Origin of the sequence: Streptomyces sp. NPDC007917 (assembly GCF_042959105.1) — a bacterium.
Lineage (GTDB): Bacteria > Actinomycetota > Actinomycetes > Streptomycetales > Streptomycetaceae > Streptomyces.
This window is the reverse complement of the sequence record NZ_JBIBKK010000003.1, coordinates 449389-471519: the sequence shown is the minus strand read 5'-3', so window position 1 is coordinate 471519 and position 22131 is coordinate 449389. Positions and strand designations below refer to the sequence as shown.

The following is a 22131-nucleotide window of genomic DNA, read 5'->3' as shown; positions in this document are numbered from 1 at the left end:
TTCCAACAAGCGAAAAGGTTTTCAAAGACGCCGCAGCTGGACCCTGTTCCTGCTGATGGTGCCCGGGCTCGCGTACTTCCTGGTGTTCCACTACGGCGCGCTGGTGGGCAACGTCATCGCCTTCAAGGAGTACGTGCCCTTCGACGGCATCTGGGGCAGCCCCTGGACCGGCCTCGGCAACTTCCAATGGATGCTGGAAGACGGCGCTTTCTGGGACGCGGTGTTCAACACCCTCTGGATCGCGGTCCTCCAGCTGGTCTTCTACTTCCCCGTCCCGCTCGCCCTCGCGCTGCTGCTGCACAGCCTCACCTGGTCCACCGTGCGCCGCTTCGTGCAGTCGGTGGTGTATCTGCCGCACTTCATCTCGTGGGTGATCGTCGTGGCCCTGTTCCAGCAGCTCCTGGGGGACACGGGCATGCTGAACGGCTACCTCGGCGACGCCGGTCTGCACACGGTGGACATCATCGGCAACCCGGACGCCTTCAAGCCGCTGGTGGTGGCTCAGGTGATCTGGAAGGACGCCGGCTGGGGCACCATCATCTTCCTGGCCGCGCTGTCCCAGGTCGACGAGCAGCAGTACGAGGCCGCCGCGATCGACGGGGCGGGGCCCTGGCGGCGCTTCTGGCATGTCACGCTGCCCGCGATCCGCCCGGTGATCGTGCTGCTGCTCATCATGCGGCTGGGCGACATCCTCTCCGTCGGCTTCGAGCAGATGCTGCTCCAGCGCGACGCGGTGGGCCCGCAGGCCGCCGAGATCATCGACACGTTCGTCTACTACCAGGGCATCGTCGGCGGCGACTACGGGTTCGCGGCGGCCGCGGGCCTGTTCAAGGGCCTGATCGGCGCCCTGCTCGTGTACGCGGCCAACAAGGTCGCCCACCGGCTCGGGGAACAGGGGGTCTACAAGTGAGCGCCCAGGTGCGGCCCGGCTGGATGGAGAAGCCGAAGCCCGTCACCCAGGCCGCCAAGGCCGTCGCCCTCGTCGCGGTCGTGCTGCTGGTCTGTGTGCCGTTCCTCGTGATCCTGTCGACCTCGCTGGCCTCGCAGCGCGAGGTGGTGGCCAATGGCGGCTGGGTGCTGTGGCCCCAGAACCCGACCCTCAAGGCCTACCGGGACATTCTCGACGGCGGCATCGTCACCCATGCGCTCGGCGTCAGCGCGGGCGTCACCATCGTCGGCACACTGCTCAGCCTCGTCTGCACGGTCACCCTCGCCTACGCCCTGTCCCGGCCCGGCGTGTTCGGCGGCAGACCCGTGCTCCTGCTCGTCCTGTTCACCTTCCTCTTCCCGCCCGGCATGATCCCGAACTTCCTGCTGGTGAAGGAGCTCGGGCTGCTCGACTCCTATGCCTCGCTGATCCTCCCCGTGCTGATCAGCGTGTTCAACCTCGTCGTCCTGCGCGGTTTCTTCCAGGCCATCCCCGAGGAGCTGTACGAGGCGGCCCGCCTGGACGGCGCCGGGGACCTGCGCGTCCTGTGGTCGGTCGTACTGCCCCTGTCGAAGGCCGCGCTGGCCGTGGTCGGCCTGTTCTACGCCGTGGCCTACTGGAACTCCTGGTTCTACGCCTCGCTCTATCTGGAAAGCGACCACTGGCCGCTCCAGCAGGTGCTGCGCACCTATGTCGTGACCGGCGCCGGGCTCACCGACACCACCACCGGCGAGGGCACGGTGAACGCACCGCAGACGATCCAGATGGCGATTCTGGTGATCGCCACCGTGCCGATCCTGCTCGTCTATCCCTTCCTCCAGAAGTACTTCACCAAGGGCGTGCTCACCGGCGCCATCAAGAGCTGAAACCAGCGAGAGCTGAGAGACAGCGAGAGCTGAGAGACAGCGAGAGCTGAGAGCGAGCGCGGGCCCGGAAGCCGGCGCGAGCCGAGAACCACCAGCAAGAGCCGCACCCAGAAAGGTCACTCGCCCATGCCCAGCATGTCCCGACGCACTCTGCTGCGTTCCATGGCCACCGGTGGCGCCGCGGTCTGCGTCCCCGGTCTGCTGACCGCGTGCTCCACCGGTTCGGACGACGGCGATGTCACCAACGCGGGCAAGAAGCTCGCCGCGTGGCCCGCCTACCGGCCGGCCCCTGGCGCCAAGCCGGACCTCGCCCCCACCGAGACCGGGGTCCAGGCCGGCTACACCTCCTACCCCTCCGACCTGGCCACCTCGGTCGCGCGCACACCGGGCGACGGCTCCACGGTCAAGGTCATGTCCATCACCTTCGGCACACCGCCGAAGGGACGCGGGCAGAACCAGTACTGGCGCGCCGTCGAGAAGGCCCTCGGCGTCAAGATCGAGTACACCATCATCTCGCAGGCCGACTACCAGAAGAAGATGGCCACGGTGATGGCCGGCGACCCCGACTCGCTGCCGGACATCATCAACGTCTTCTCCGGGTTCGTGCTGCCCCGCGAGGCACAGTTCGTCCAGCGCAGGGCCGAGGACCTGACGCCCTTCCTGTCGGGCGAGGCCATCAGGAAGTACCCCAACCTGGCGGGCATCCCCACCCACGCCTGGCGCGACATGGGCCGCATCGGGGGCCGTCTCTACGGCATCCCCCTCGAACGCCCGCTGCCCGGCTCCACGCTGTGGGTCAACCAGGGCATGTTCAGCGACGCCGGCATGAAAGAGGGCTGGACCTCCCAGGACTTCGCCGCCGTCGCCAAGAAGGCCACCCACGGCAAGACGTACGCGCTGGGCGCCGCCACCGGTTCACTGTTCGGCAACGGGGTGCACTCCGCGGCCCACAACGCCCCGCAGGGCTGGGCCGTCGACAAGAAGGGCACCTTCCACCCGAACTACACCGACGAGCGCTACAAGGCGGCGATCGCCTTCCAGGCACAGCTGCGCAAGAACGGCTCCTACCACCCCGACGCCACCTCGCTGTCGTCGGTCGACCTGTCCACGCTGTTCCTCAACGGCACCGTCGGCTCCCAGCAGAACGGCTTCGGCGCCTACCAGACCCTCTACCCCGACTCCAAGGGCCTGCTCACCCCCGCCCCCGCCACCCCGTACAGCGTGGACGGCACCCCCGGCGGTGTCGTCGCCGCCCGCCGCTCCTTCGGCTACACCATCGTGAAGAAGGCCAAGAAGGAACGCGTCGAACTGCTGCTGCGCCTTCTCGACTACCTGGCCGCCCCGTTCGGCACCAAGGAGTGGGAGCTGGTCCACTACGGCGTGGAGGGCGTGCACTTCACCCGCGACAAGGACGGCGCACCGAAGACCACCAAGCTCGGGCAGGTGGAGAACGTCAGCAACCTCCCCTTCAGGTATCTGGCCGAGGGGCCCCAGGTGCTCTTCGTGCCGGGCAGGCCGGAGGCCGTACGCGCCCTGCACGCCTGGCAGCAGAAGGTGGTCCCGGTCGCCATCCGCAACGCGTCCTACGGGCTGCAGTCCCGCACCGACACCGCCCAGGGCGCCACGCTCAGGGCCCTGATGGACGACACGATCACGGGGGTCATCGCCGGACGGATCTCGATGTCCGCATACGACGACGCCGTCAAGAGGTGGCGCTCCCGCGGTGGCGACAGGATCGCCGAGGAGTACGCGAAGGAACACGCCGCCAACAGCTGAGCAGGCGGCGACAACCAGACGGCAAGAGGGGTACGAGGAGAAGAGGAAACGGCATGGCGGCAACGGGGCGGGGGCGGGTCACGATCCGCGACGTGGCGGAGCGGGCCGGCGTGTCCGCGGCCACCGTCTCCCGTGTGCTCAGCGGAAAGTACCCGGTGCCGCCGGCCACCCGCACCCGGGTGCTCCGTGCCGCGCGGACCCTGGACTACGTCGCCAACGCCCACGCCCGGGCCCTGGTCGGCGGCGGCCGCAAGATGGTCGCCGTCGTCCTGCGCCAGGTCACCAACCCGTTCTACGCGCAGGTCGCCGAGGGCGTCGAAGCGGAGGCGACGGCCCACGGCCGGCTGTGTCTGGTCGGCAGCACCGGCGGCGATCCGCAGCGGGAGATGGAGTTCGTACAGCTGATGCGGGAGGAGGGCGCCGGCGTGGTCATCCTGGCGGGCGGCGTCGTCGAGGACGACGCCTACCGGGAACGGGTGGCCCACTACGCCCACGCCCTGGACGCCGCCGGCTCCCGGCTGGTGCTGTGCGGCCGTCCCTCGCCCGACCCCGGGCTGCCCGCGCTGGTCGTCGTCTTCGACAACGAGGCGGGCGCCAAGGCCATCACCAGCCACCTGGTCTCGGCGGGACACCGGCGGATCGTGTTCCTGGGCGGACTGCCCGGCAACACGGCCCTGGACGCCCGCGTCGCCGGCTACCGGGCCGCGCTCGCCCAACACGGCCTGCCGGCCGCGTCCGCGCACATCGTCGACTGCGGCCTGGGCCGCGGTGCCGGACATCGCGCCATGGCCGAACTCCTGGCGGAGCCAAGGGATTTCACCGCGGTCTTCGCCGGGGACGACATGGTCGCCGCGGGCGCCCTGCGCGCCATCTTCGACGCGGGCCTGCGCGTCCCCGACGACATCTCCCTCGTCGGCTACAACGACATCCCGCTCGCCCAGGACTTCAACCCCCCGCTCACCACCGTCCGTACGCCCGCCGAGGAGTTGGGGCGGGCCGCGGTACGCCTGGCCCTGCGCGATGCCGAAGGGACCGCCGAGACCCGGCATGTGCTCGGCACCCACATCGTCGTACGCGACAGCGTGGGCCGGCCCCGTCCGCACGCGCACAGTGACACACACGGAGGAACCGACCCGGCATGACCGCGCCGCATCTCCCGGTCGACACCGACCCCCTGCCGCCCCCCGACCCCCGGCGATCGCCTTACACGGGCTACACCCGGGCCCACTGGGAGGCCACCGCCGACCGCCTGCTGACCTCGCTCGTCCCGTACGCCTCCCCCGGGCTGGCCCAGTACCGGCTCCCCGGCCCGGCCAGTCACTCCGGAGCGTGGTCGGACGGTCTCGAGGGCTACGCCCGCTCCTTCCTGCTCGCCGCCTTCCGCATCGCCGGCGCCGGCGGAACCGACACCCCCGGCAGCACCGTGGTCCGGGCGCTGATCGAGCGCTATGCCACCGGCCTCGCCGCCGGCACCGACCCCCGCCACCCGGAGCGGTGGCCGCCCATCACCGACCGCGGCCAGCCCATGGTGGAGGCCGCGTCCATCGCCATCGCCCTGCACGAGACGCGCCCGTGGCTGTGGGACCGGCTGCCCGACCCGGTACGCCGGCGGGCCGCCGCATGGCTCGGCGGTTTCGTGGGGGCCACCGCCAACGACTCCAACTGGCGTCTCTTCCAGGTCATCACCGAGGAGTTCCTCGCCTCCGTCGACGCGCCCCACAGCCGCGCCGAGATCGACGCGGGCCTGGCGCGCCTGGACGACTGGTACCGGGGCGGCGGCTGGTACACGGACGGCGACGGGCGGAAGTTCGACTACTACAACGCCTGGGCCCTGCATCTGTACCCCGTCCTGTGGGCGCGCATCGCCGGGCCCCGCGCCGACGCCGCCCTGATCGCCGAACACCGGTCCCGGCTGCACACCTTCCTGGACACCCACCAGTACTTCTTCGGCTCCGACGGCGCCCCCGTCCACCAGGGCCGCTCCCTCACCTACCGCTACGCCACCACCGCGCCCCTGTGGGCGGGCGCCCTCACCGACGCCACCCCGCTGCCTCCCGGCCGCACCCGACGCCTGGCCTCGGGCGCCCTGAAACACTTCGCCGACCACGGCGTACCCGATGCGGACGGGCTGCTGAGCCTGGGCTGGTACCGCCCCTTCCGCCCGGCCACCCAGCCCTACTCGGGGCCCGCCTCCCCCTACTGGGCGAGCAAGGCCTTCCTCGGCCTGCTGCTCCCCGCCGACCACCCGGTGTGGACGGCGACCGAGGAACCCGGCCCGGTGGAGAGCGCAGACCATTGCCTGGCCCTGCCCGCCCCGGGCTGGCTGCTGCACTCCACCGCGGCCGACGGGATCGTACGCCTGGTCAACCACGGCAGTGACCGGCTGCCGCCCCCGCCCGCCGCCCCGCAGGACAGCCCGCACTACACCCGGCTCGCCTACTCCACCGCCACCGCGCCGGAAACCCCGCCCGGCGACGAACCGCCGGGCCCCGACAACCACATCGCGCTGCTGACCCCCGCGGGCCCCTCCCGCCGGGGCCGTATCCACCCGCTGTACGCCGAAGGCCGCCGCGCCGCCTCATGGCACACCCCGCTCGGCCCGGACGGCGAGGAGCGCTCGGGCCCGGTTCCGCGCATCGCCACGGCCGGTCTCGTGCACGGCCCCTGGGAGGTGCGGGTGCACCATGTCCAGGCCCCGCCCGGCACCTCCGTACGCGAAGGCGGCTGGGCCGTGGCCTGCGACACCGCCCCGCCCACCGCGGACACCGGCCCCGGCTGGGCGCTGGCCCGCCGCCGCGACGGGCTGACCAGCGCGCTCGTGGGCCTGCTGGGCTGGGAGAGCCAGGACGGGCCGGCCAGTGGAACGGTGGCGCGGGCGCGGGACCACAACGCCTACGGCCACCACTCGGCGACCCCCCTGCTCACCCTGGACCGGCACCCCGGCGGCGCCCGGTTGCTGGTGACCCTGGTCCTGCTCACGGCCGACCCGGCGGTGCACCGCGACGTCCACGCCCTGCGCGCGGGCGCCCGCGCCGCTGTGACACCGGACGGATCCGTGGAGGTCCGCTTCCCGGACGGGGTGGTCGAGCGGGTGCGCACGGACACCCTCACGACAGCGGACACCCTTACGACAGCGGACACCCGCACGGCGTCCGAGGGGCCTTAGCCGGTGGCGCAGGCGCTGCCGCTGAGGGTGAAGGCGGTCGGCGCGGAGTTGGTGCCGCCCCGGTTGGCGGTGAAGCCGAGGGTGACCGAGCCGCCGGCGGGGATGGTGGAGGTGTAGGCGGCGGGGGCGACGGTCACCGCGGCGCCCGTCTGCTGGGGTGTGCCGCCCCACATGTTGGTGATGGTCTGGCCGTTGGCGAAGGAGAATCCCAGGCTCCAGCCGTTGATGGCGGCGGAGCCGGTGTTGCGGATGGAGATCTCGCCCTGGAAGCCGCTGCCCCAGTCGCCCACGACGCGGTAGCCGACCGAGCACCCGGCCCCGGAGCCGCCGCCCGCCTCGGTGGTGACGCCGACCGTCGCCGAGCGGGCCGAGCGGTTGCCTGCCGCGTCCCGGGCGTAGACGGCGAAGGTGTAGGAGGTGGCGGCGGTCAGGCCGGTGATGGTCGCGCTGGTGCCGGTCGAGGTGGCGACCCTCGTCTCGGTGCCGCCGCTGACGCGGACGACGTCATAGGCGGCGACGCCGACGTTGTCGGTGGCGGCGGGCCAGGTGAGCGTGGCGGAGGTGGCCGTCACGGCCGAGGCGGTGGGCGTGCCGGGGGTGGTCGGGGCCTGGGTGTCGCCGCCGGAGCCGCCGCCGTAGACGGTGGCCTCGCGGGAGGTCTGGGCGATGCCGTTGGCGCCGTTGAAGACGCGCTTGCCCCAGTCGGTGAGCTTGTTGGGGTCGAAGTCGGTGGTCATGTCCAGGATGGGATCGGTGTTGCCGCTCCAGGACCAGGCCAGATAGCCGAGTTTGAGCTGCTGGGCGGCGGCCATCATGGTGTTCTCGTCGGGGTCGCCGTACTGGTCGGGGGGCCCGCCGAACTCACCGATGAGGATGGGCAGACGGGCGCCTACGAAGGCGTTCAGATAGTCGGTGATCTCCTGTGCCGTGTCGTAGACGCTGTACATGTGGATCGAGAAGATCAGGTTGCCGGTGGTGTCCGCCTTGTAGACGGTCTGCGCGTTGTCACGCATGACGTTCTGCCAGTCCTGGCCCCAGTTGGGGGCGTCCACCATGATGGTGTGCTGGAACCCCGCGCTCCGCAGCTTCTTGACGGCGGCGACCGTGGGGTCGGTCCAGCCGGCGGGGTTGGTGTTGCCCCAGGGCTCGTTGCCGATGTTGATGATGATGTAGTTCTCTTCGCCGGTGAGCACGCTCTTCAGGCCGATCCAGTAGTCGGCCGCCTGGTCGAGCGAGGCGGCCGCGGACTCCTCGCCGTAGCCGGTGGTGTCGTGCACCTCCAGGACGCAGATGAGCCGGTTGGCCTTGCACTGGGCGACGATGGAGGCCACGTCCTCGGGGCTGTTCCTGGTCCAGCGGTGGCCGTTGGAGAGGACGACGCGGACGGTGTTGGCGCCCAGGGCCTTGATGCCGGCCAGGGACTGGGTCTCGCCCGGGTACCAGGTGTGGGCGTGGTTGACGCCGCGCATGACGAAGTCGTTGCCGTTGCCCTCCAGCAGGCGGCCGCCGCTGATGTGGAGGCCGGTGGCGAGCGGGGCGCGTGTCCCGGCTGCCTGGGGGGCGGCTTGGGCGGTCGGGCCGAGGCCCACGATCCCGAGGAGGCCGGCCAGTAGGGCCAGCAGAATGGCCGGCGGTCTCGTTCGTCTCATCGCGACTCCAAGGAGTGAGCACATGACGGCTGACGCGGGCGAGGAACTGGGAGCGCTCCCATCAATGCATCGCTCCCCAGGCACGTCAAGGTCTCCGGCGGGAGCCGGCCCGCCCTGGGACCTCATCTGCCGTGCCGCACAGGGATATTGGGTCCTGCCGAGGACGCGAGGGGCCTTTTGCGATGAACCGCCACATACAGCCCCGGTTTGGTGTTCCGGGGCGAACCTGGGGAGTCCGCCACCGGAGAGGCGGGTCTGCTGTGATAATCCTTCTCACAGTCGACGGTGAGCAGGGGAGCGGGCTGTGGTGCGGGAGCCGTGGAGGCCCGGAGTATGAACCTGGCGCAGCTGCATTACACCTCGGCTCCGCCGGGGCCCGAAGGACCCGGGGTGCGGTTCACCGCGGTCAGCCCCGCGGTGCCACCGTCGCTGCTCGGGGAGGTCGAGGGGTTGTTGGCCGGACATGTGCCGCCACCTGACGCGCCGCCGCGTGGCTCCGGCTCCGAACGCGCCTCGTGCCCCGAGGCGTTCAGCTACAGCCGGCTCTCCGACGGCAGCGGATTGCTGGCCCGTACGGTCTTCGCGGGGGCCGACGCCGGCGGGCGCTGGGGCACCTTCCACGGCCATGCCGTGTTCCTGCCCGTCGGTGCGTCGCTGCCGGATGGCGCGCTGCCCATCAGCGCCTGGGGTTCCCCGCGGTGGGCCGCTCGCGCGCCTGAGGGCGGGGTGCCGGAGCCGCTGGAGTCCCTGACCACTTCGGGGCGCTTGAGCCGGGACGGTCTGGTCGCTTTCGCGGGCTCCCGGGCGCCGTGGCTCGCGCGTTTCTTCGCCGATCTGCGCGGGCTGAGCGAGGACGGGTCCGCGCCACGGATCGTTCTGATCGAGCAGGACAGCGCTGATGTGGCCCGGTGGATCGCCCTGGCGTCCAGCGCGTTGCCGCGTGACCTCGCCCACTGGCTGACGTTCACCACCTGTGCGCCGCGGCCGGAGCTCTCCCGGCAGCAGATCATCGGCGTACGGCCACAGGACGGCCGGGAGCTGACCGATCACGGCCACCGCTACCGGGTGTACGACGTGGCCGGCCGGAGGACCGGGGAGCCGGTGTCCGACGCCTGGGCCAAGGTGGCGGCGGGCGTCTGGCTGGGCGGTGCCCCCGAGTTGTTCAAGGAGGCCGACGCGCTCCCGGGAGGCCCCTTCGCCCCTGGCGCGCTCGCCGTGGTCGCGCTGTGCGCGGGGCTCGACCTCGGCACCACCGGCCGTGCCGAGGCGGCGGACTGGGTACGCCACCACCCGGAGGCCTTGGGCGATGAGCGGCTGCACCGGCTGCTGACGGCGCTGTGCGTGCCGGCCGTGGACCGCTCCGATGCCGAGAAGGCGGCCCTGACGGGGCTGTTCACCTGCCTGGACGGCAGGGTGGCGACCTCGGTCAGCACACCGCTCGCCGCGCTGGTGCTGACCGAAGCCGTCCGTGCGCCGGCAGCGGGCCCGGGGCTCGAGGCCCTGCGGCCCGACGCGCTCACCGAGGAGGTCCGGCAGCGCCTCGCGGGCGAACTCGCGGCCGATCTGCGCGCCGGCGTCTCGGACGCCGAACAGGGCGCCACCCGCCCCTTGGAGCTGCTGCGCATCGCCGATCTGCTCGGCGTGGACTGCTCGGATCTGCTGCCGGGGGTGGCACACGAGCTGGCCCGGGCGCTGCTGGCCGACCCGGAGTCGGCCCACACCCGCGCGGTGGACCTGGCGCTTGAGGAGCACTTCGCGCTGCGGACCGCGCTGCTCGGCAGGCTCGACACCCTGGCCGCGGGCGATCCGCCCGCGGCGGCCCGGCTGCTGGCCCGCGTCCCGCTGCGGTTCGCGGAGAGCCAGGCCCTGCCCCATCTGCGCATGTGTGCCGAGGCGCCGCGGGTGGCGACGGGCGGAGGGGACCGCGCCACCGCGCTGAACGCCGTGTTGCGCTCCGGCGGCGTCTCGGTGTTCGCCGAGCCGCTTGTCCTGCGCACCGCGGTCCGGCTGGTGTGGGAGGGCGGCACACCGACCGCCCGAGAGGCCCGGCTGATGCTCGGCGAGATCGGATCGGACGCCCACCGCACGGCCGGCACCTCCGCCGGCCTGCTCAGGGCCGCGCTCGAAGGGCCCGCTGACGATGCCGACGTCCCGGATCTCGCCCATGACCTCCTGCGCTGTTTCGCCGAGGATCTGACGGCGCGTGACCGTGCGTCGCTGCTGCTCCTGGAGTTCGCACGCGATCTGCGGAGCCGTCGCGCCGAGCCCGGCTGGACCGAGCGGGCGCTGTCCCTCCGGGCCACGGCGGAGCCGGTGGAACCCACGGTTCTCGAGCATGCCTTCGGGGCGCTCGCGGACCGTGTGCTGTCCGAGGACGCCCCGGACGGGGAGCTGTACGCGCTGATCCACAGCGGGGACCCGGGCCTCGTCGCCGCCTACGGCCGGGCCGCGCGGTCCGAGTGGGTGCGTGACCGGCTCCACGCCGATCCGTCGTATGTGGCCGAGTGCTTCATCGCGTGGAGCTCGCATCCCCAGGCGGGTGACGCCTGGCAGGAGACGCGGGCCGCGCTGCTGGACACGGTGCTCCGTCCGGTGGTGCGGGCGCTGCCCGACGCGCATATCGCCTCGGTGGAGAGCTGTCTGGAGCGTACGAGCGTCCGGTGGGCCGAGGAGTTCCGGGCGTGGAACCGCCCCGGCGCGTTCGGCCGGCTCGGCCGGCGCCTGGCCGGCCGGCGGCGGAAGGGCGCCTCGGAAGGACAGGGAATTTAGACCGGTTTTAGGCCCCCGCGTCACCCTGCTGCCGCAGGTCCTCTTCGCGCGCTCCGCCGATCTCGGGACTCTGCCGAGCCGATATCCGAGCAAGGGGACAGGGCGTTGGAGCTATCACGCAGATCACTCATCCAGCAGAGCGGCAGGGCGGCCGCCGGGGCCGGTGCGCTGTGGCTGGGCGGGCCCTTGGCCGGCCTCGCCACCGAGGCGTCCGCGGCACCGGGCAAGGCGGCGGAGGGCGACACCCGCCAGATCACCGTCAGCCAGGCCACCAACGCGTCCGCCGCCCTCTCCCCCGACGGCCGCACCGTCGTCATGGACCTGCTCAACCTGCTGTGGGCGTTCCCCGCGCAGGGCGGCGAGGCCACCCGGCTGACGGAGATCGGCCAGGAGGCGAGCGAGCCCGACTTCTCGCCCGACGGCCGCCACCTGGTCTACCAGTCCTACACCGACGGCAACTTCCACCTCTGGCTCGCCGGGGCGGACGGCACCGGGGCGCGGCGGCTCACCGAGGGTGATGTCGACCACCACGAGCCCCGCTTCTCGCCGGACGGCGGCCGGATCGCCTACGCGGCCGAGACGGACGGGCACTACGCCATCCACGTCCTCGACCTCGGCACCGGTGAGAGCAGGCGCTGGACCTCCGGCACGGACGCCACGGTCCAGGAGGCGCAGCCCTTCTGGCACCCCGACGGAAACGCCATCGTCTTCACCAGCGGCAAGGGCGACGCCCCGCAGTCCGTGGTCCGGGTCGACGCCGACGGCAGGCGCACCACGCTCGTCACCGTCACCGAGGGGCGGGTGGCGGGGCCGTCCCTGTCCCCCGACGGCACCAAGCTGGCGTATGTCCATCTCACCTCCTCGGCCGCCGGTCTCGTCGTCGACGGGAAGACCGTCTCCGGCGACGGCGAGGAGGTCTTCCCGTTCGCCGCGCGCTGGATCTCCGGCAACGAGGTGTTCTACACCGGCGACGGAAAGATCCGGCGGAGGTCGCTCTCCGGCGCCTCGGTCAAGGACGTCCCCTTCACCGTCCGTCTCACCGTCCCGAGGGTCCCCGAGCGGCCCGCCCCACGGGACTTCGACTCCACCGCGCCACGCGAGGTCAAGGGCATCGTCGGCCCGAGTCTGTCGCCCGACGGCAGGCAGGTCGCCTTCGCCGCGCTCGGCGACATCTGGGTCGGCCGCATCGGTTCCGCGCCCAAGGCCGTGGTGTCCGACGGCCACATCAACAGCGACCCCGCCTGGCACCCCGACGGGTCCTGTCTGGTCTACGTCAGCGACCGGGCCGACGGCGCGGCCGATCTGTGGATCCACGACCTCGCCAGCGGTGAGAACCGGAGGCTGACGGACCTTCAGGCCCAGCTGTCCGGGCCGGTTTTCGCCCCTGACGGCAGGACCGTCGCATTCTCCTGGTGGTCCGCCGTCGTGCAGACCATCGACGTCGCCTCCAAAGCCGTGCGCACCCTCACCGTCGGGGCCGCCAGACCCACCTTCTCCGCCGACGGCACCAAGGTCTCGTACGCCGCGCTGGTGCCCGCCACGCCCCGCTACCGCGAGGGCTCCAACCGTGTCCTGACCTTCGACCTCGCCAGTGGTGAAGTCCACTACGCCGATCCGTTGCCCGGGAAGTCCCTCGCCAACCGCACCGACGCCGGGCCCGTCCACTCGCCCGACGGCAGGTACACCGCGTACATCGTCGACGGCACCGTGCACCTCAGCGATCTCGACTCCGCCTCGCGGCCGACCGGGACCGCCCGCGAGCTGAACGGCGAGACCGCGGACTGCCCCAGCTGGAGCGCCGACGGGCGTTCCCTGCTCTACGTCTCCGACGGCCGGCTGCGCCTCGCCGATGTGCGCACGGGCCGCGCCACCACCGTCCCGACCGGGCTGACCTGGCGCCAGGCCAAGCAGTCCGGCCGCACGGTGGTGCAGGTGGGGGCGGTCTGGGACGGCACCGGCGAGACCCTGCGGCGCGATGTGGACATCGTCATCAAGGACAACCGCATCGAGCGGGTCGTGGCGCGCGGCGCCGTCGACGGCGACCGCACGATCGACGCCCGCGGGCTGACCGCGATGCCCGGCCTGATCGCCCTCCATGAACACGCGCCCTGGCCACGGGCCGAGACCCTGAAGCTGTGGCTGGCCTTCGGCGTCACCACGCTGCGCTCCCCCGGCGGCGCGCACTACACATCGGTCGAGACCAAGGAGGCCATCGACTCCGGACGCCGCGCCGGGCCACGTGTCTTCGCGGCCGGTGACGCGCTCGAGGGCAACCGCACCTACTACGGCGTCGGCCGCCCCGTGGCGAGCGAGGAGGAGGTGGAGCGGGAGGTGGCCAAGGCCGAGGCACTGGGCCACGACCTGCTCAAGACCTATGTGCGGCTGCCGTACGCGCTGCAGCGCCGCGCCGTACGGGCGATCCACCGCCTCGGCCTGCCCGCCACCTCCCACTACCTGTTCGGCCCGCTGTGCTTCGGCGCCGACGGCGTCGAACACATCGGCGGCACCAGCCGCTACGGCCGCCGCCAGAAGGAGACCCACCTCGGCCACACCTATCAGGACGTCACCGAGCCGCTGATCGCCTCCGGGATGGTCTTCACCCCGACGCTGGGGCTGTCCGGCGCGGGCCTGGCCGCCACCCGGGCCGCGCTGTACCGGTACGCCCAGTGGGCGGTCGGCGACCGGCGGCTGATGTCGCTGATGAGCGCGGCGGAGTACGAGGACTTCCGCAAGGGCGTGGCCGACGCGCAGCAGAACGAGCCGACCGACGAGCTGGCCTTCACCGCCCGGCACGGGGCGACACTGCGCGGGCTGCTGGAGCGGGGGGCGCAGGTGGGCGTCGGCACCGACAGCCCGCTGGTGCCCCCGGCCGTCTACTACCACCTGAACGTGCAGACGATGGTGCGCTACGGCGCCAGCCCGTACCAGGCGCTGCGCTCGGCCACCGTGACGGGCGCACGGGCGCTGGGCATGAGCGCCCACCTGGGCACGGTCGAGCCGGGGAAGCTGGCCGACCTGGTGCTGGTGGAGGGCGACCCGCTGAGCGACATCACGGCGGCCGCGGCCGTGCGGCAGGTGGTGGTCGGTGGCGTGGTGCACACGGTGGACGACCTGGTGGCCGAGGGATCGGGGGCGGCCCGCAGCGCCTCCGCCGTGCGGAAGGCCACGGCGAAGCCCACGGCGGGGGCCACGGCGCGGAAGCGCTATTGGTGGCTCCGGGACGAGCGCGCGCTCGGCCCCTGCTGCTGAGCCGCCTCCTCCCCGGCGGCGGCGAGTTCCGGGCCTTTGGGCTGCGGCTGTCCGGGGTCCTGCTGGAGCATGGCCAGGGTCAGGACGTCGCCGCCGATGCCCCAGCCGCCGTCGGGGACCTCCTCGACCAGGACCAGGGTGGTGGCTCGGGCTCGTTCCCCGTAGATCTCGGCGTACAGCTCGGTGGCGCGGGTGACGATCATCGCCTTCTGCTTCTCGTCGAGGGATCCGGCGGGGACCTTGAAGTTCGCGAACGGCACGGTGGCTCTCTTTCTGGTGATGGCGTCGGTGACGTGAGTGGCGTACGGGGGTGTGGCGGTCGTGCGGGGCCAGGCGGCCGTCAGATGATGCCGCCATTGGCGCGGATGGTCTGACCGTTGATCCAGTGGCCGGCCGGTGAGGCGAGGAAGGCGACGACGCCGGCGATGTCGGCGGCGGTGCCGAGGCGTTCCAGCGGGGGCTGGGCGGCCAGCCGGGCGACGGTCTCCTCGTCCTTGCCCTCGAAGAACAGGTCGGTGGCGGTGGGGCCGGGGGCGACGGTGTTGACCGTGACGTCCCGGCCGCGCAGTTCGCGCGCGAGGACCATGGTCAGGGCCTCGACGGCGCCCTTGCTGGCGCTGTAGGCGCCGTAGCCGGGGAAGGCCAGGCCCACCACGGAGCTGGAGAAGGTGATGATCGCCCCGCCGCGGCGGATCCTCCGGGCGGACTGCTGGGCGACGACGAAGGTGCCGCGGATGTTGGTGCGGTACACCGCGTCCAGCTCCGTGAGGTCCAGGTCGGCGACCGGGGCCACATGCCCCCGGCCGGCCGCGTGGACGACGACGTCGATGCCGCCGTACTCGGCCTCCGCGGTGTCGAAGACCGCGGCCACCTGCTGCTCGTCGGCGACGTCGGCCCGCACGGCGACCGCCCTGCCACCGGTGGCGGTGATCTCCTTGACGGCGGCCTCGGCCCGGTCGCGGTTGCCCGCGTACCCGACCACGACGGCGTATCCCTCGGCGGCCAGCCGGGTCACTGTTTCGCGGCCGATGCCACGGGAGCCGCCGGTGACGACGGCGACGCGGCTCTTCGCGGTTTCCTGGGTGGACATGGGGACTCCTGCGTGTTGATGCCTGATGAAGGACGGAACACTGGGTGAACCGTGGCGCCGGTGCCGGAGTGCCGGTGCCGGCGAGCCCGGTGCCCTGTCCGTGTCTCCACCGTGGCCCGGGGCTCCCGGGCCTGCCAGGGCTGTCCCGACCCTGGGGTTCCCAACCCCTGGCTCAGCCCGCCGGTACGCGCGACGATGGGGGGCGTGAACCATGCCGAGCTCGCCGCGTTCCTCAAATCCCGGCGCGACCGGATCCGCCCGTCCGACGTCGGACTGCCCGGCGGGCCCCGGCGCCGGGTGCCGGGTCTGCGGCGCGAGGAGGTCGCCCAGCTGGCCGGGCTGTCCGCGGACTACTACACCGAGCTGGAGCGCGGGCGGGGCGCGCAGCCGTCGGCCCAGGTGCTGGCCGCCCTCGCCCGGGCGCTGCGGCTGGACGGCGACGAACGCGACCATCTGTTCCACCTCGCCGACCGTCCGGTCCCTCCCGCGACCCACGGCGCGAACGCGCACGTCCAGCCCGGTCTGCTCGGTCTGCTCGACCGGCTCACCACCACCCCGGCCCAGGTGATCACCGACCTGCACCAGATCCTCGTCCAGAACCCCCTGGCCGCCGCGCTCGTCGGCCGGCCCCCGGCCGTACGCGGCCCCGCGGCAAGCCTCGTCTACCGCTGGTTCACCGATCCCAGGGCCCGGACGATCTACCCGTTCGAGGACCACCCCCACCACTCCCGGGTCTTCGTCGCCGACCTCCAGGCGGTCGCCGCCCGGCGCGCCAGCGACCCCGAAGTGGCCCGGATGGTGGCCGCGCTGCGCCGGCGCAGCGAGGAGTTCGCCACCCTCTGGGACACTCACGACGTCGCCCTCCGGCGGGCCGACCACAAACGCATCGTCCATCCCGCGCTGGGCGTGATCGAGCTGGACTGCCACAGCCTGTTCAGCGAGGACGGACGGCAACGCCTGCTGTGGTTCAGCGCCCCGCCGGGCACCGAGGGCGCCGCCCAGCTGGAACTGCTCTCCGTCATCGGCACGCAGGACATGACGACCATGACGAGCGGCACGGACGGAGCCGAACAGCCGAAGTCCTGATCCAGTGGCTAACCCGCCGCCAGTGCACGGCGGAAGGTGCCCGGAGTCAGGCCGTAGGCGCGGTGGAACCAGCGGGTGAAGTGGGCCTGGTCGGCGAAGCCGGTGGCGGCTGCCGCGGCGGCGGGGCCGATCCCGGTGGTCATCAGGTCGCGGGCGCGGCGCAGGCGGAGCTGGCGCTGGTAGGCGCTGGGGGCCAGGCCCACTTCGGCGTGGAAGGCGCGGTAGAGGGTGTAGCGGCTGCAGCCGATCGTCTGGGCCAGGGCGTCGGTGGTCAGTGGCGCGAGGGACGGTTCGAGGCAGGACTCGCGGAGGAGGGCGAGGGCCCGGCGGGCGATCTGCCGCTGGGCGGCCGCCGATTCCGTGCGGAGGCGGGGGGCGCGGGTGGCGCCGCGGCGTGCCATCGCGAGCACGGCCGCGGTCAGGCATTCGTCCCGTACGCCGGGTTCCGCGGGGCCGCTGAGCACGGCGTGGAGGCGGGCGAGCGCGCCGGTGAGCGCGGGGTCGTGGAGGACGGGCTGTCCGAACAGCGGCATGGCCCCGGCGCCCTTGCCGGCGGCGTCGGCGAGGACGTCGCGCACCAGCGCGGGGCCGATGTGCACGATGCGGTACTGGTAGCCCAGTTCCGCGGCGGCCCGGCCGTCGTGCACGTCGTCGGGGTTGAAGGCCATCACCATCCCGGCGCCGCTGGTGTGGGCCGCGCCGCGGCAGTGGAAACGCTGGGCGCCGACGTCGGTGATGCCGAAGGAGTACGTGTCGTGGCTGTGCGGCGCGTACACGTGGTCGAAGAAGTGGGCGTGCATCGCCTCCAGCGGATGCGAGCCGTCCCGCCAGTACCGCACCCAGCTCGGTCCCGTTCCCATGGCCTCATTGTGCTGCACATGGTGTGCGCACAGGCGTTCAAGACGGGCGCGCGGTGGCCGGCCAGGGTGGGGGCATGGCATCGAAACAGGGCTTGAGCGGCCCTTATGCACTCCTCTTCGTCACCATGGTCTTGTGGGGCAGCGCCTTCTCCAGCTCCAAGTCGATGGTGGGCCATATGCCGCACACCGTGGCCGCGCTGCTGCGTTTCGGCGGTGGCGCCCTCGCCCTGCTGCTGGCCGTACGGGTGTCAGGGGGCCGGCGGCGGACGGAGGTGGCGGCGCGCCATGGGTGGCGCGCGGCGCTGGCGGGGGTGTTGGGCGTGTTCGCGTACAACGCGTTCTTCTTCTGGGGGCTGTCGCTGGCGCCGTCCTTGGACGCCGGCATTCTCATCCCGGTCATGAGCCCGGTGATCACCAGCGCCTTTCTGCTGGTGGTACGGCGTGAGCGGGCCTCGGCGGCGCGTATCGCCGGGCTCGGGACGGGACTGGCCGGGGCCGTGGTCTTCTTTCTGGGGGCGGGCGGCGCCTCGTCCGGGGGCGGTGACCGGGCACGGCTCGCCGGGGACGCGCTGTTCCTCCTCAGTGCGGTGTGCTGGGCCGCGTACACCCTGGCCGGGCCGCGGGTGCTGGCCGGTATCGAGCCGCTGCGGGCCACGACCTACGCCACGTGTGCGGGCGCCGTCCTCCTGGCGGTGATCGCCGTGCCCGATCTGCCGGAGGTGCGCTGGGGCGAGTTGTCGGCCGGGGTGTGGCTGAACGCCGCGTATCTCGCCGTGTGCGCCGCCGCTGTCGCCAACCTGTTGTACTACCGGGGAATCGCGGCCGTGGGGCCCGCGTCGGCCTCTCTCATGATGTTCCTGGTGCCGGTCGTCAATACGGTGTGCGCCACGCTCTTCATGGGCGAGTCGTTCGGCCGGGTGCAGGGCGCGGGGGCGCTGCTGCTGATGGCGGGTGCCGTGCTGAGCCTGCAGACCCGCAGGTCGGCCACGTGAGCGGGTAGTGCCAGGTCCGGCGTCGTCGCTGTGCCGCCCGCGGATGGTCCCGCCGGGCGCGCCACCTGGCCGAGATGGACCGTTCGACACCCCATCAACTTCTACAACGATGTAGATTATGGCCTGACGGACGGGCTGCTCACGACGGCCCCCGGCGACGTCGACCTGGACGCGAGCGCGCTCGTGCTGGGCGGCGACGGACGGGTTCTGTCGGACCAGCACTTCGTCTTCTTCAACAACCGCACCACGCCGGAGCAGTCGGTGCGCCACACCAGCGACAACAAGACCGGCGAGGGCGAGGGGGACGACGAGCAGATCGCCGTGGACTTCAACCTCCTTCCGGCGCACGCCGAGTCCGTGGTGTTCGTGGTGTCGGTCCACAACGAGGGCGGGGCCGCCATCACCTTCGGCCGGATCCGCGACGCCTACATTCGCGCGGTGCACCAGGCGACGGAGGTGGAGATGTGCCGCTACGAGCCGACCGAGGACGCACACGACCAGACCGCGATGGTATTCGGCCAGCTCTACCGGCGTGACGGCGAGTGGAAGTTCCGCGCCATCGGCCAGGGTTATGCGACGGGTCTCGCCGGGATCGCCAAGGACTACGGCGTCAACGTGTAGCCGCGCCCGCACAGTCGCCCCCCCAGCGGTGTTCCCCGGAGCACCGCTGGTTTTCGTCGGCGCGGCATGGTGCGGCGGTGCCGGATGATGCGAGGGGTATTGACGCGCCCCGTGAGTCACCTATCATCCACAGCGTCCGAACAACCGACTGTCATTCGGCATGCCGAACGTTGGACCGCCTGACCAGGACACACAGCGCGAACCGGGCACGACAGCACCCCCACCCCCCTATCGGCGAGTCCTTCCCGCCGTCCCGCACCCGCCCGTGGGAGCGGTCCCACAGCGCAAGGGAGTGAGTCATATGTCATGGACCCATCACCCTCACAGCCGCCGGAGAGCGCTGACGACGGCCACCGGCCTGATCGCCGCGGCCGCCGCCCCGATGACCGCCGCCCCACCCGCCGCGGCGTCGGCCCGCGCGGCGAAGGCGCAGGGCCCGTCGGCCGCTGCCGCGTCGTACACCAACCCGGTGATCTGGCAGGACTTCGCCGATATCGACATCATCCGCGTCGGCGACACCTACTACTACTCGGCCTCCACGATGCACTATTCGCCGGGGGCGCCCATCCTGCGCTCGTACGACCTGGTCAACTGGGAGTTCGCCGGACACTCCGTGCCGGTCCTGGACTTCGGCGCCAAGTACGACCTGAACGGCGCACGCGGGTACGTCCGGGGCATCTGGGCCTCGTCGCTGGCCTACCGCCCCAGCAACAGGACGTTTTACTGGCTCGGCCAGATCGACTTCGCCAAGACGTACATCTACACCGCCACCGCCGTCGAAGGGCCCTGGTCCAGACTCACCACGATCAACAACGCCTACTACGACGCGGGTCTGCTCGTCGACACCGACGACAGCCTGTACGTGGCGTACGGGAACACCACCATCAACGTGGCCCAGCTCTCCGCGGACGGCCGCACCCAGGTCCGCACCCAGCAGGTGTTCTCCACACCGTCGAGCATCGGCACCCTGGAGGGCTCCCGCTTCTACAAGATCAACGGCAACTACTACATCTTCCTCACCCGCCCCGCCAACGGCCAGTACATCCTCAAGTCGACCAGCGGCCCCTTCGGGCCCTACACCCTGCGACAGGTCCTCCTCGACCTGCGCGGCCCGGTCGCCGGCGGCGGGGTGCCGCACCAGGGCGGGCTGGTGCAGACGCAGAACGGCGCCTGGCACTACATGGCCTTCGTCGACGCCTACCCCGGCGGCCGGATCCCCGTCCTGGCCCCGATCACCTGGACCTCGGACGGCTGGCCCGTCATCCAGCTCGTGAACGGCGCCTGGGGCGCCTCGTACCCCAGCCCCGCCGTCCCGGCCCCGCCCCGCCAGACCACCCCGATGACCGGCGTCGACACCTTCGACGGCACCACCCTCAAACCCCAGTGGGAGTGGAACCACAACCCCGACAACAGCAAGTGGTCCGTCAACAACGGACTGACCCTGCGCACCGCGACCGTCACCGGCGATCTGTACTGGGCGCGCAACACCCTCACCCACCGGATCCAGGGGCCCACCTCCACCGCCACCATCCAGCTCGACTACTCCGCGATGAGGGACGGAGACCGGGCGGGCCTCGCGCTCCTGCGCGACTCCTCCGCGTGGATCGGCATCAAGCGAGACGGCGGCGCGACCAGGGTGGTGATGGTGAACGGCCTGACCATGGACAGCAACTGGAACACCACCGGCACCGGCGCCGAGGCCGCGAGCGCCGCCGTCTCCGGCGGCCGCATCTGGCTACGGGCCAACGCCGACATCCGCCCCGGCGCGGCACGGCCCGGCACGTTCTCCTACAGCACCGACGGCACCACCTTCACCCGCCTCGGGCCCTCGTTCACGATGGGCAACGACTGGCGGTTCTTCATGGGTTATCGCTACGCCCTCTTCAACTACGCCACCCAGGCACTCGGCGGCTCGGTGAGAGTCGCGCGCTTCGAACTGAGCACGCCCTGACCGCTCAAGGAGAGACATGACCCCTCTGATCCGATCCGGCCGGCGCCGATACGCGGCGTTAGGTCTGCTGGCCGCCGGCGTGATGGCGGTGGCCGGGACCGCGACCGCCGCGCCGGCGTCCGCCACTGCCACTGCCACGGCCACTGACGCCTCCGCCTCTGTTCAGGCGTCCACCCTGGGCGCTCAGGCGGCCCAGTCCGGGCGGTACTTCGGGACCGCCGTGGCCGCCGGCAAGCTTGGCGACGGGACGTACTCGGCCATCCTGAACCGCGAGTTCAACATGGTCACCCCCGAGAACGAGATGAAGTGGGACACCACCGAGCGCTCCCGCGGCTCCTTCAACTTCGGCCCGGCCGACCAGATCGTGAACCAGGCCACCTCGCACGGCCAGCGCGTACGCGGCCACACCCTGGTCTGGCACTCCCAGCTGCCCAGCTGGGTCAGCTCCATCGGCGACCCCAACACCCTGCGCAGCGTGATGAACAACCACATCAACGGCGTGATGAGCCACTACAAGGGCAAGATCTACGCCTGGGACGTGGTAAACGAGGCGTTCGCCGACGGCGGCAGCGGAGCACACCGCCCCTCGGTCTTCCAGAACCTGCTGGGCGACGGCTTCATCGAGCAGGCCTTCCGCACCGCGCGGGCGGCCGACGCGTCGGCCAAGCTCTGCTACAACGACTACAACATCGAGAACTGGAGCGACGCCAAGACCCAGGGCGTCTACCGCATGGTCCGCGACTTCAAGTCCCGTGGCGTGCCCATCGACTGCGTCGGCTTCCAGGCCCACTTCGGCACCGGCGGCCCGCCCGCCAGCTTCCAGACCACCCTGTCCAACTTCGCCGCCCTCGGTGTGGACGTGCAGATCACCGAGCTGGACATCGCGCAGGCGCCGACGACCGCGTACGCGAACACGGTGAAGGCCTGCATGAACGTGGCGCGGTGCAACGGCATCACGGTCTGGGGCATCCGGGACACCGACTCCTGGCGCTCCGGGGAGAAGCCACTGCTCTTCGACGGCAACGGCAACAAGAAGCCGGCCTACAACGCGGCGCTGACCGCGCTCGGCGGCACCCCCGCGGCGAAGGCCACGACTAACACCGCGACCAGGGCCGCAGCACACTGGAG

Annotated in this window: 14 protein-coding genes and 2 pseudogenes; 12 read left to right on the top strand and 4 right to left on the bottom strand. The window is 71.8% G+C overall.

Going from position 1 to position 22131, the window contains the following annotated elements; translation table 11 throughout:
- Positions 1-55 precede the first annotated feature (55 nt).
- From ACFZDL_RS07980 to ACFZDL_RS07960, 5 genes are all read left to right on the top strand, one after another.
- Positions 56-910 (top strand): ABC transporter permease subunit, encoded by an 855-nt coding sequence (locus ACFZDL_RS07980; protein WP_353593569.1) that lies wholly within the window; start codon positions 56-58, stop codon positions 908-910.
- The gene (locus ACFZDL_RS07975) at positions 907-1794 is read left to right on the top strand and encodes a carbohydrate ABC transporter permease (protein ID WP_353593570.1); all 888 of its coding nucleotides are present in this window, start codon (positions 907-909) and stop codon (positions 1792-1794) included. Before ACFZDL_RS07980 ends, ACFZDL_RS07975 begins: the two co-directional genes overlap by 4 nt.
- Positions 1795-1920: 126 nt before the next feature.
- Positions 1921-3570: a sugar ABC transporter substrate-binding protein gene (locus ACFZDL_RS07970; RefSeq protein WP_353593571.1), complete on the top strand. Its 1650-nt coding sequence runs from the start codon at positions 1921-1923 to the stop codon at positions 3568-3570.
- Positions 3571-3623: 53 nt separating this feature from the next.
- Positions 3624-4712: a LacI family DNA-binding transcriptional regulator gene (locus ACFZDL_RS07965; RefSeq protein ID WP_353593572.1), complete on the top strand. Its 1089-nt coding sequence runs from the start codon at positions 3624-3626 to the stop codon at positions 4710-4712.
- Entirely contained in the window at positions 4709-6736 is a 2028-nt protein-coding gene (locus ACFZDL_RS07960; protein ID WP_353593573.1) for a DUF2264 domain-containing protein, read from the top strand. The genes ACFZDL_RS07965 and ACFZDL_RS07960 overlap by 4 nt, the downstream gene beginning before the upstream one ends.
- Here ACFZDL_RS07960 and ACFZDL_RS07955 read toward each other — a convergent pair.
- Positions 6733-8385 (bottom strand): cellulase family glycosylhydrolase, encoded by a 1653-nt coding sequence (locus tag ACFZDL_RS07955; RefSeq protein WP_353593574.1) that lies wholly within the window; start codon positions 8383-8385, stop codon positions 6733-6735. The genes ACFZDL_RS07960 and ACFZDL_RS07955 overlap by 4 nt on opposite strands.
- Positions 8386-8718: 333 nt before the next feature.
- Between ACFZDL_RS07955 and ACFZDL_RS07950 the strand changes: the two genes are divergently transcribed.
- Both ACFZDL_RS07950 and ACFZDL_RS07945 read left to right on the top strand, forming a co-directional pair.
- Positions 8719-11154, top strand: coding sequence for a GTPase-associated protein 1-related protein (locus ACFZDL_RS07950; protein WP_353593575.1), 2436 nt, complete (start codon positions 8719-8721; stop codon positions 11152-11154).
- Positions 11155-11259: 105 nt separating this feature from the next.
- A complete protein-coding gene (locus ACFZDL_RS07945) occupies positions 11260-14403 on the top strand; it encodes an amidohydrolase family protein (RefSeq protein ID WP_353593576.1) in 3144 nt (1047 codons plus the stop codon).
- Between the two features lie 53 nt (positions 14404-14456).
- Here ACFZDL_RS07945 and ACFZDL_RS07940 read toward each other — a convergent pair.
- Positions 14457-14663: pseudogene (locus ACFZDL_RS07940) on the bottom strand (tautomerase family protein); the annotation flags it as partial.
- An 80-nt stretch (positions 14664-14743) separates the two neighbouring features.
- Positions 14744-15493, bottom strand: coding sequence for an SDR family oxidoreductase (locus tag ACFZDL_RS07935; RefSeq protein WP_353593577.1), 750 nt, complete (start codon positions 15491-15493; stop codon positions 14744-14746).
- A 204-nt stretch (positions 15494-15697) separates the two neighbouring features.
- Between ACFZDL_RS07935 and ACFZDL_RS07930 the strand changes: the two genes are divergently transcribed.
- The gene (locus ACFZDL_RS07930) at positions 15698-16579 is read left to right on the top strand and encodes a helix-turn-helix transcriptional regulator (protein WP_353593578.1); all 882 of its coding nucleotides are present in this window, start codon (positions 15698-15700) and stop codon (positions 16577-16579) included.
- An 8-nt stretch (positions 16580-16587) separates the two neighbouring features.
- On the opposite strand, the gene ACFZDL_RS07925 is transcribed toward ACFZDL_RS07930, so the two are convergent.
- On the bottom strand, positions 16588-17439 hold the full coding sequence (locus ACFZDL_RS07925) for an AraC family transcriptional regulator (protein ID WP_353593579.1): 852 nt from the start codon (positions 17437-17439) through the stop codon (positions 16588-16590).
- Positions 17440-17513: 74 nt separating this feature from the next.
- On the opposite strand from ACFZDL_RS07925, the gene ACFZDL_RS07920 reads away from it, so the two are divergent.
- From ACFZDL_RS07920 to ACFZDL_RS07905, 4 genes and pseudogenes are all read left to right on the top strand, one after another.
- On the top strand, positions 17514-18431 hold the full coding sequence (locus ACFZDL_RS07920) for a DMT family transporter (RefSeq protein ID WP_353593580.1): 918 nt from the start codon (positions 17514-17516) through the stop codon (positions 18429-18431).
- A gap of 93 nt (positions 18432-18524) precedes the next feature.
- Complete coding sequence (locus ACFZDL_RS07915) at positions 18525-19052, top strand: TerD family protein (protein WP_391190716.1); 528 nt, start codon at positions 18525-18527, stop codon at positions 19050-19052.
- Between the two features lie 301 nt (positions 19053-19353).
- A complete protein-coding gene (locus ACFZDL_RS07910) occupies positions 19354-21003 on the top strand; it encodes a glycoside hydrolase 43 family protein (RefSeq protein WP_353593582.1) in 1650 nt (549 codons plus the stop codon).
- 16 nt (positions 21004-21019) lie between these two features.
- Positions 21020-22120: pseudogene (locus ACFZDL_RS07905) on the top strand (endo-1,4-beta-xylanase); the annotation flags it as partial.
- Positions 22121-22131 lie beyond the last annotated feature (11 nt).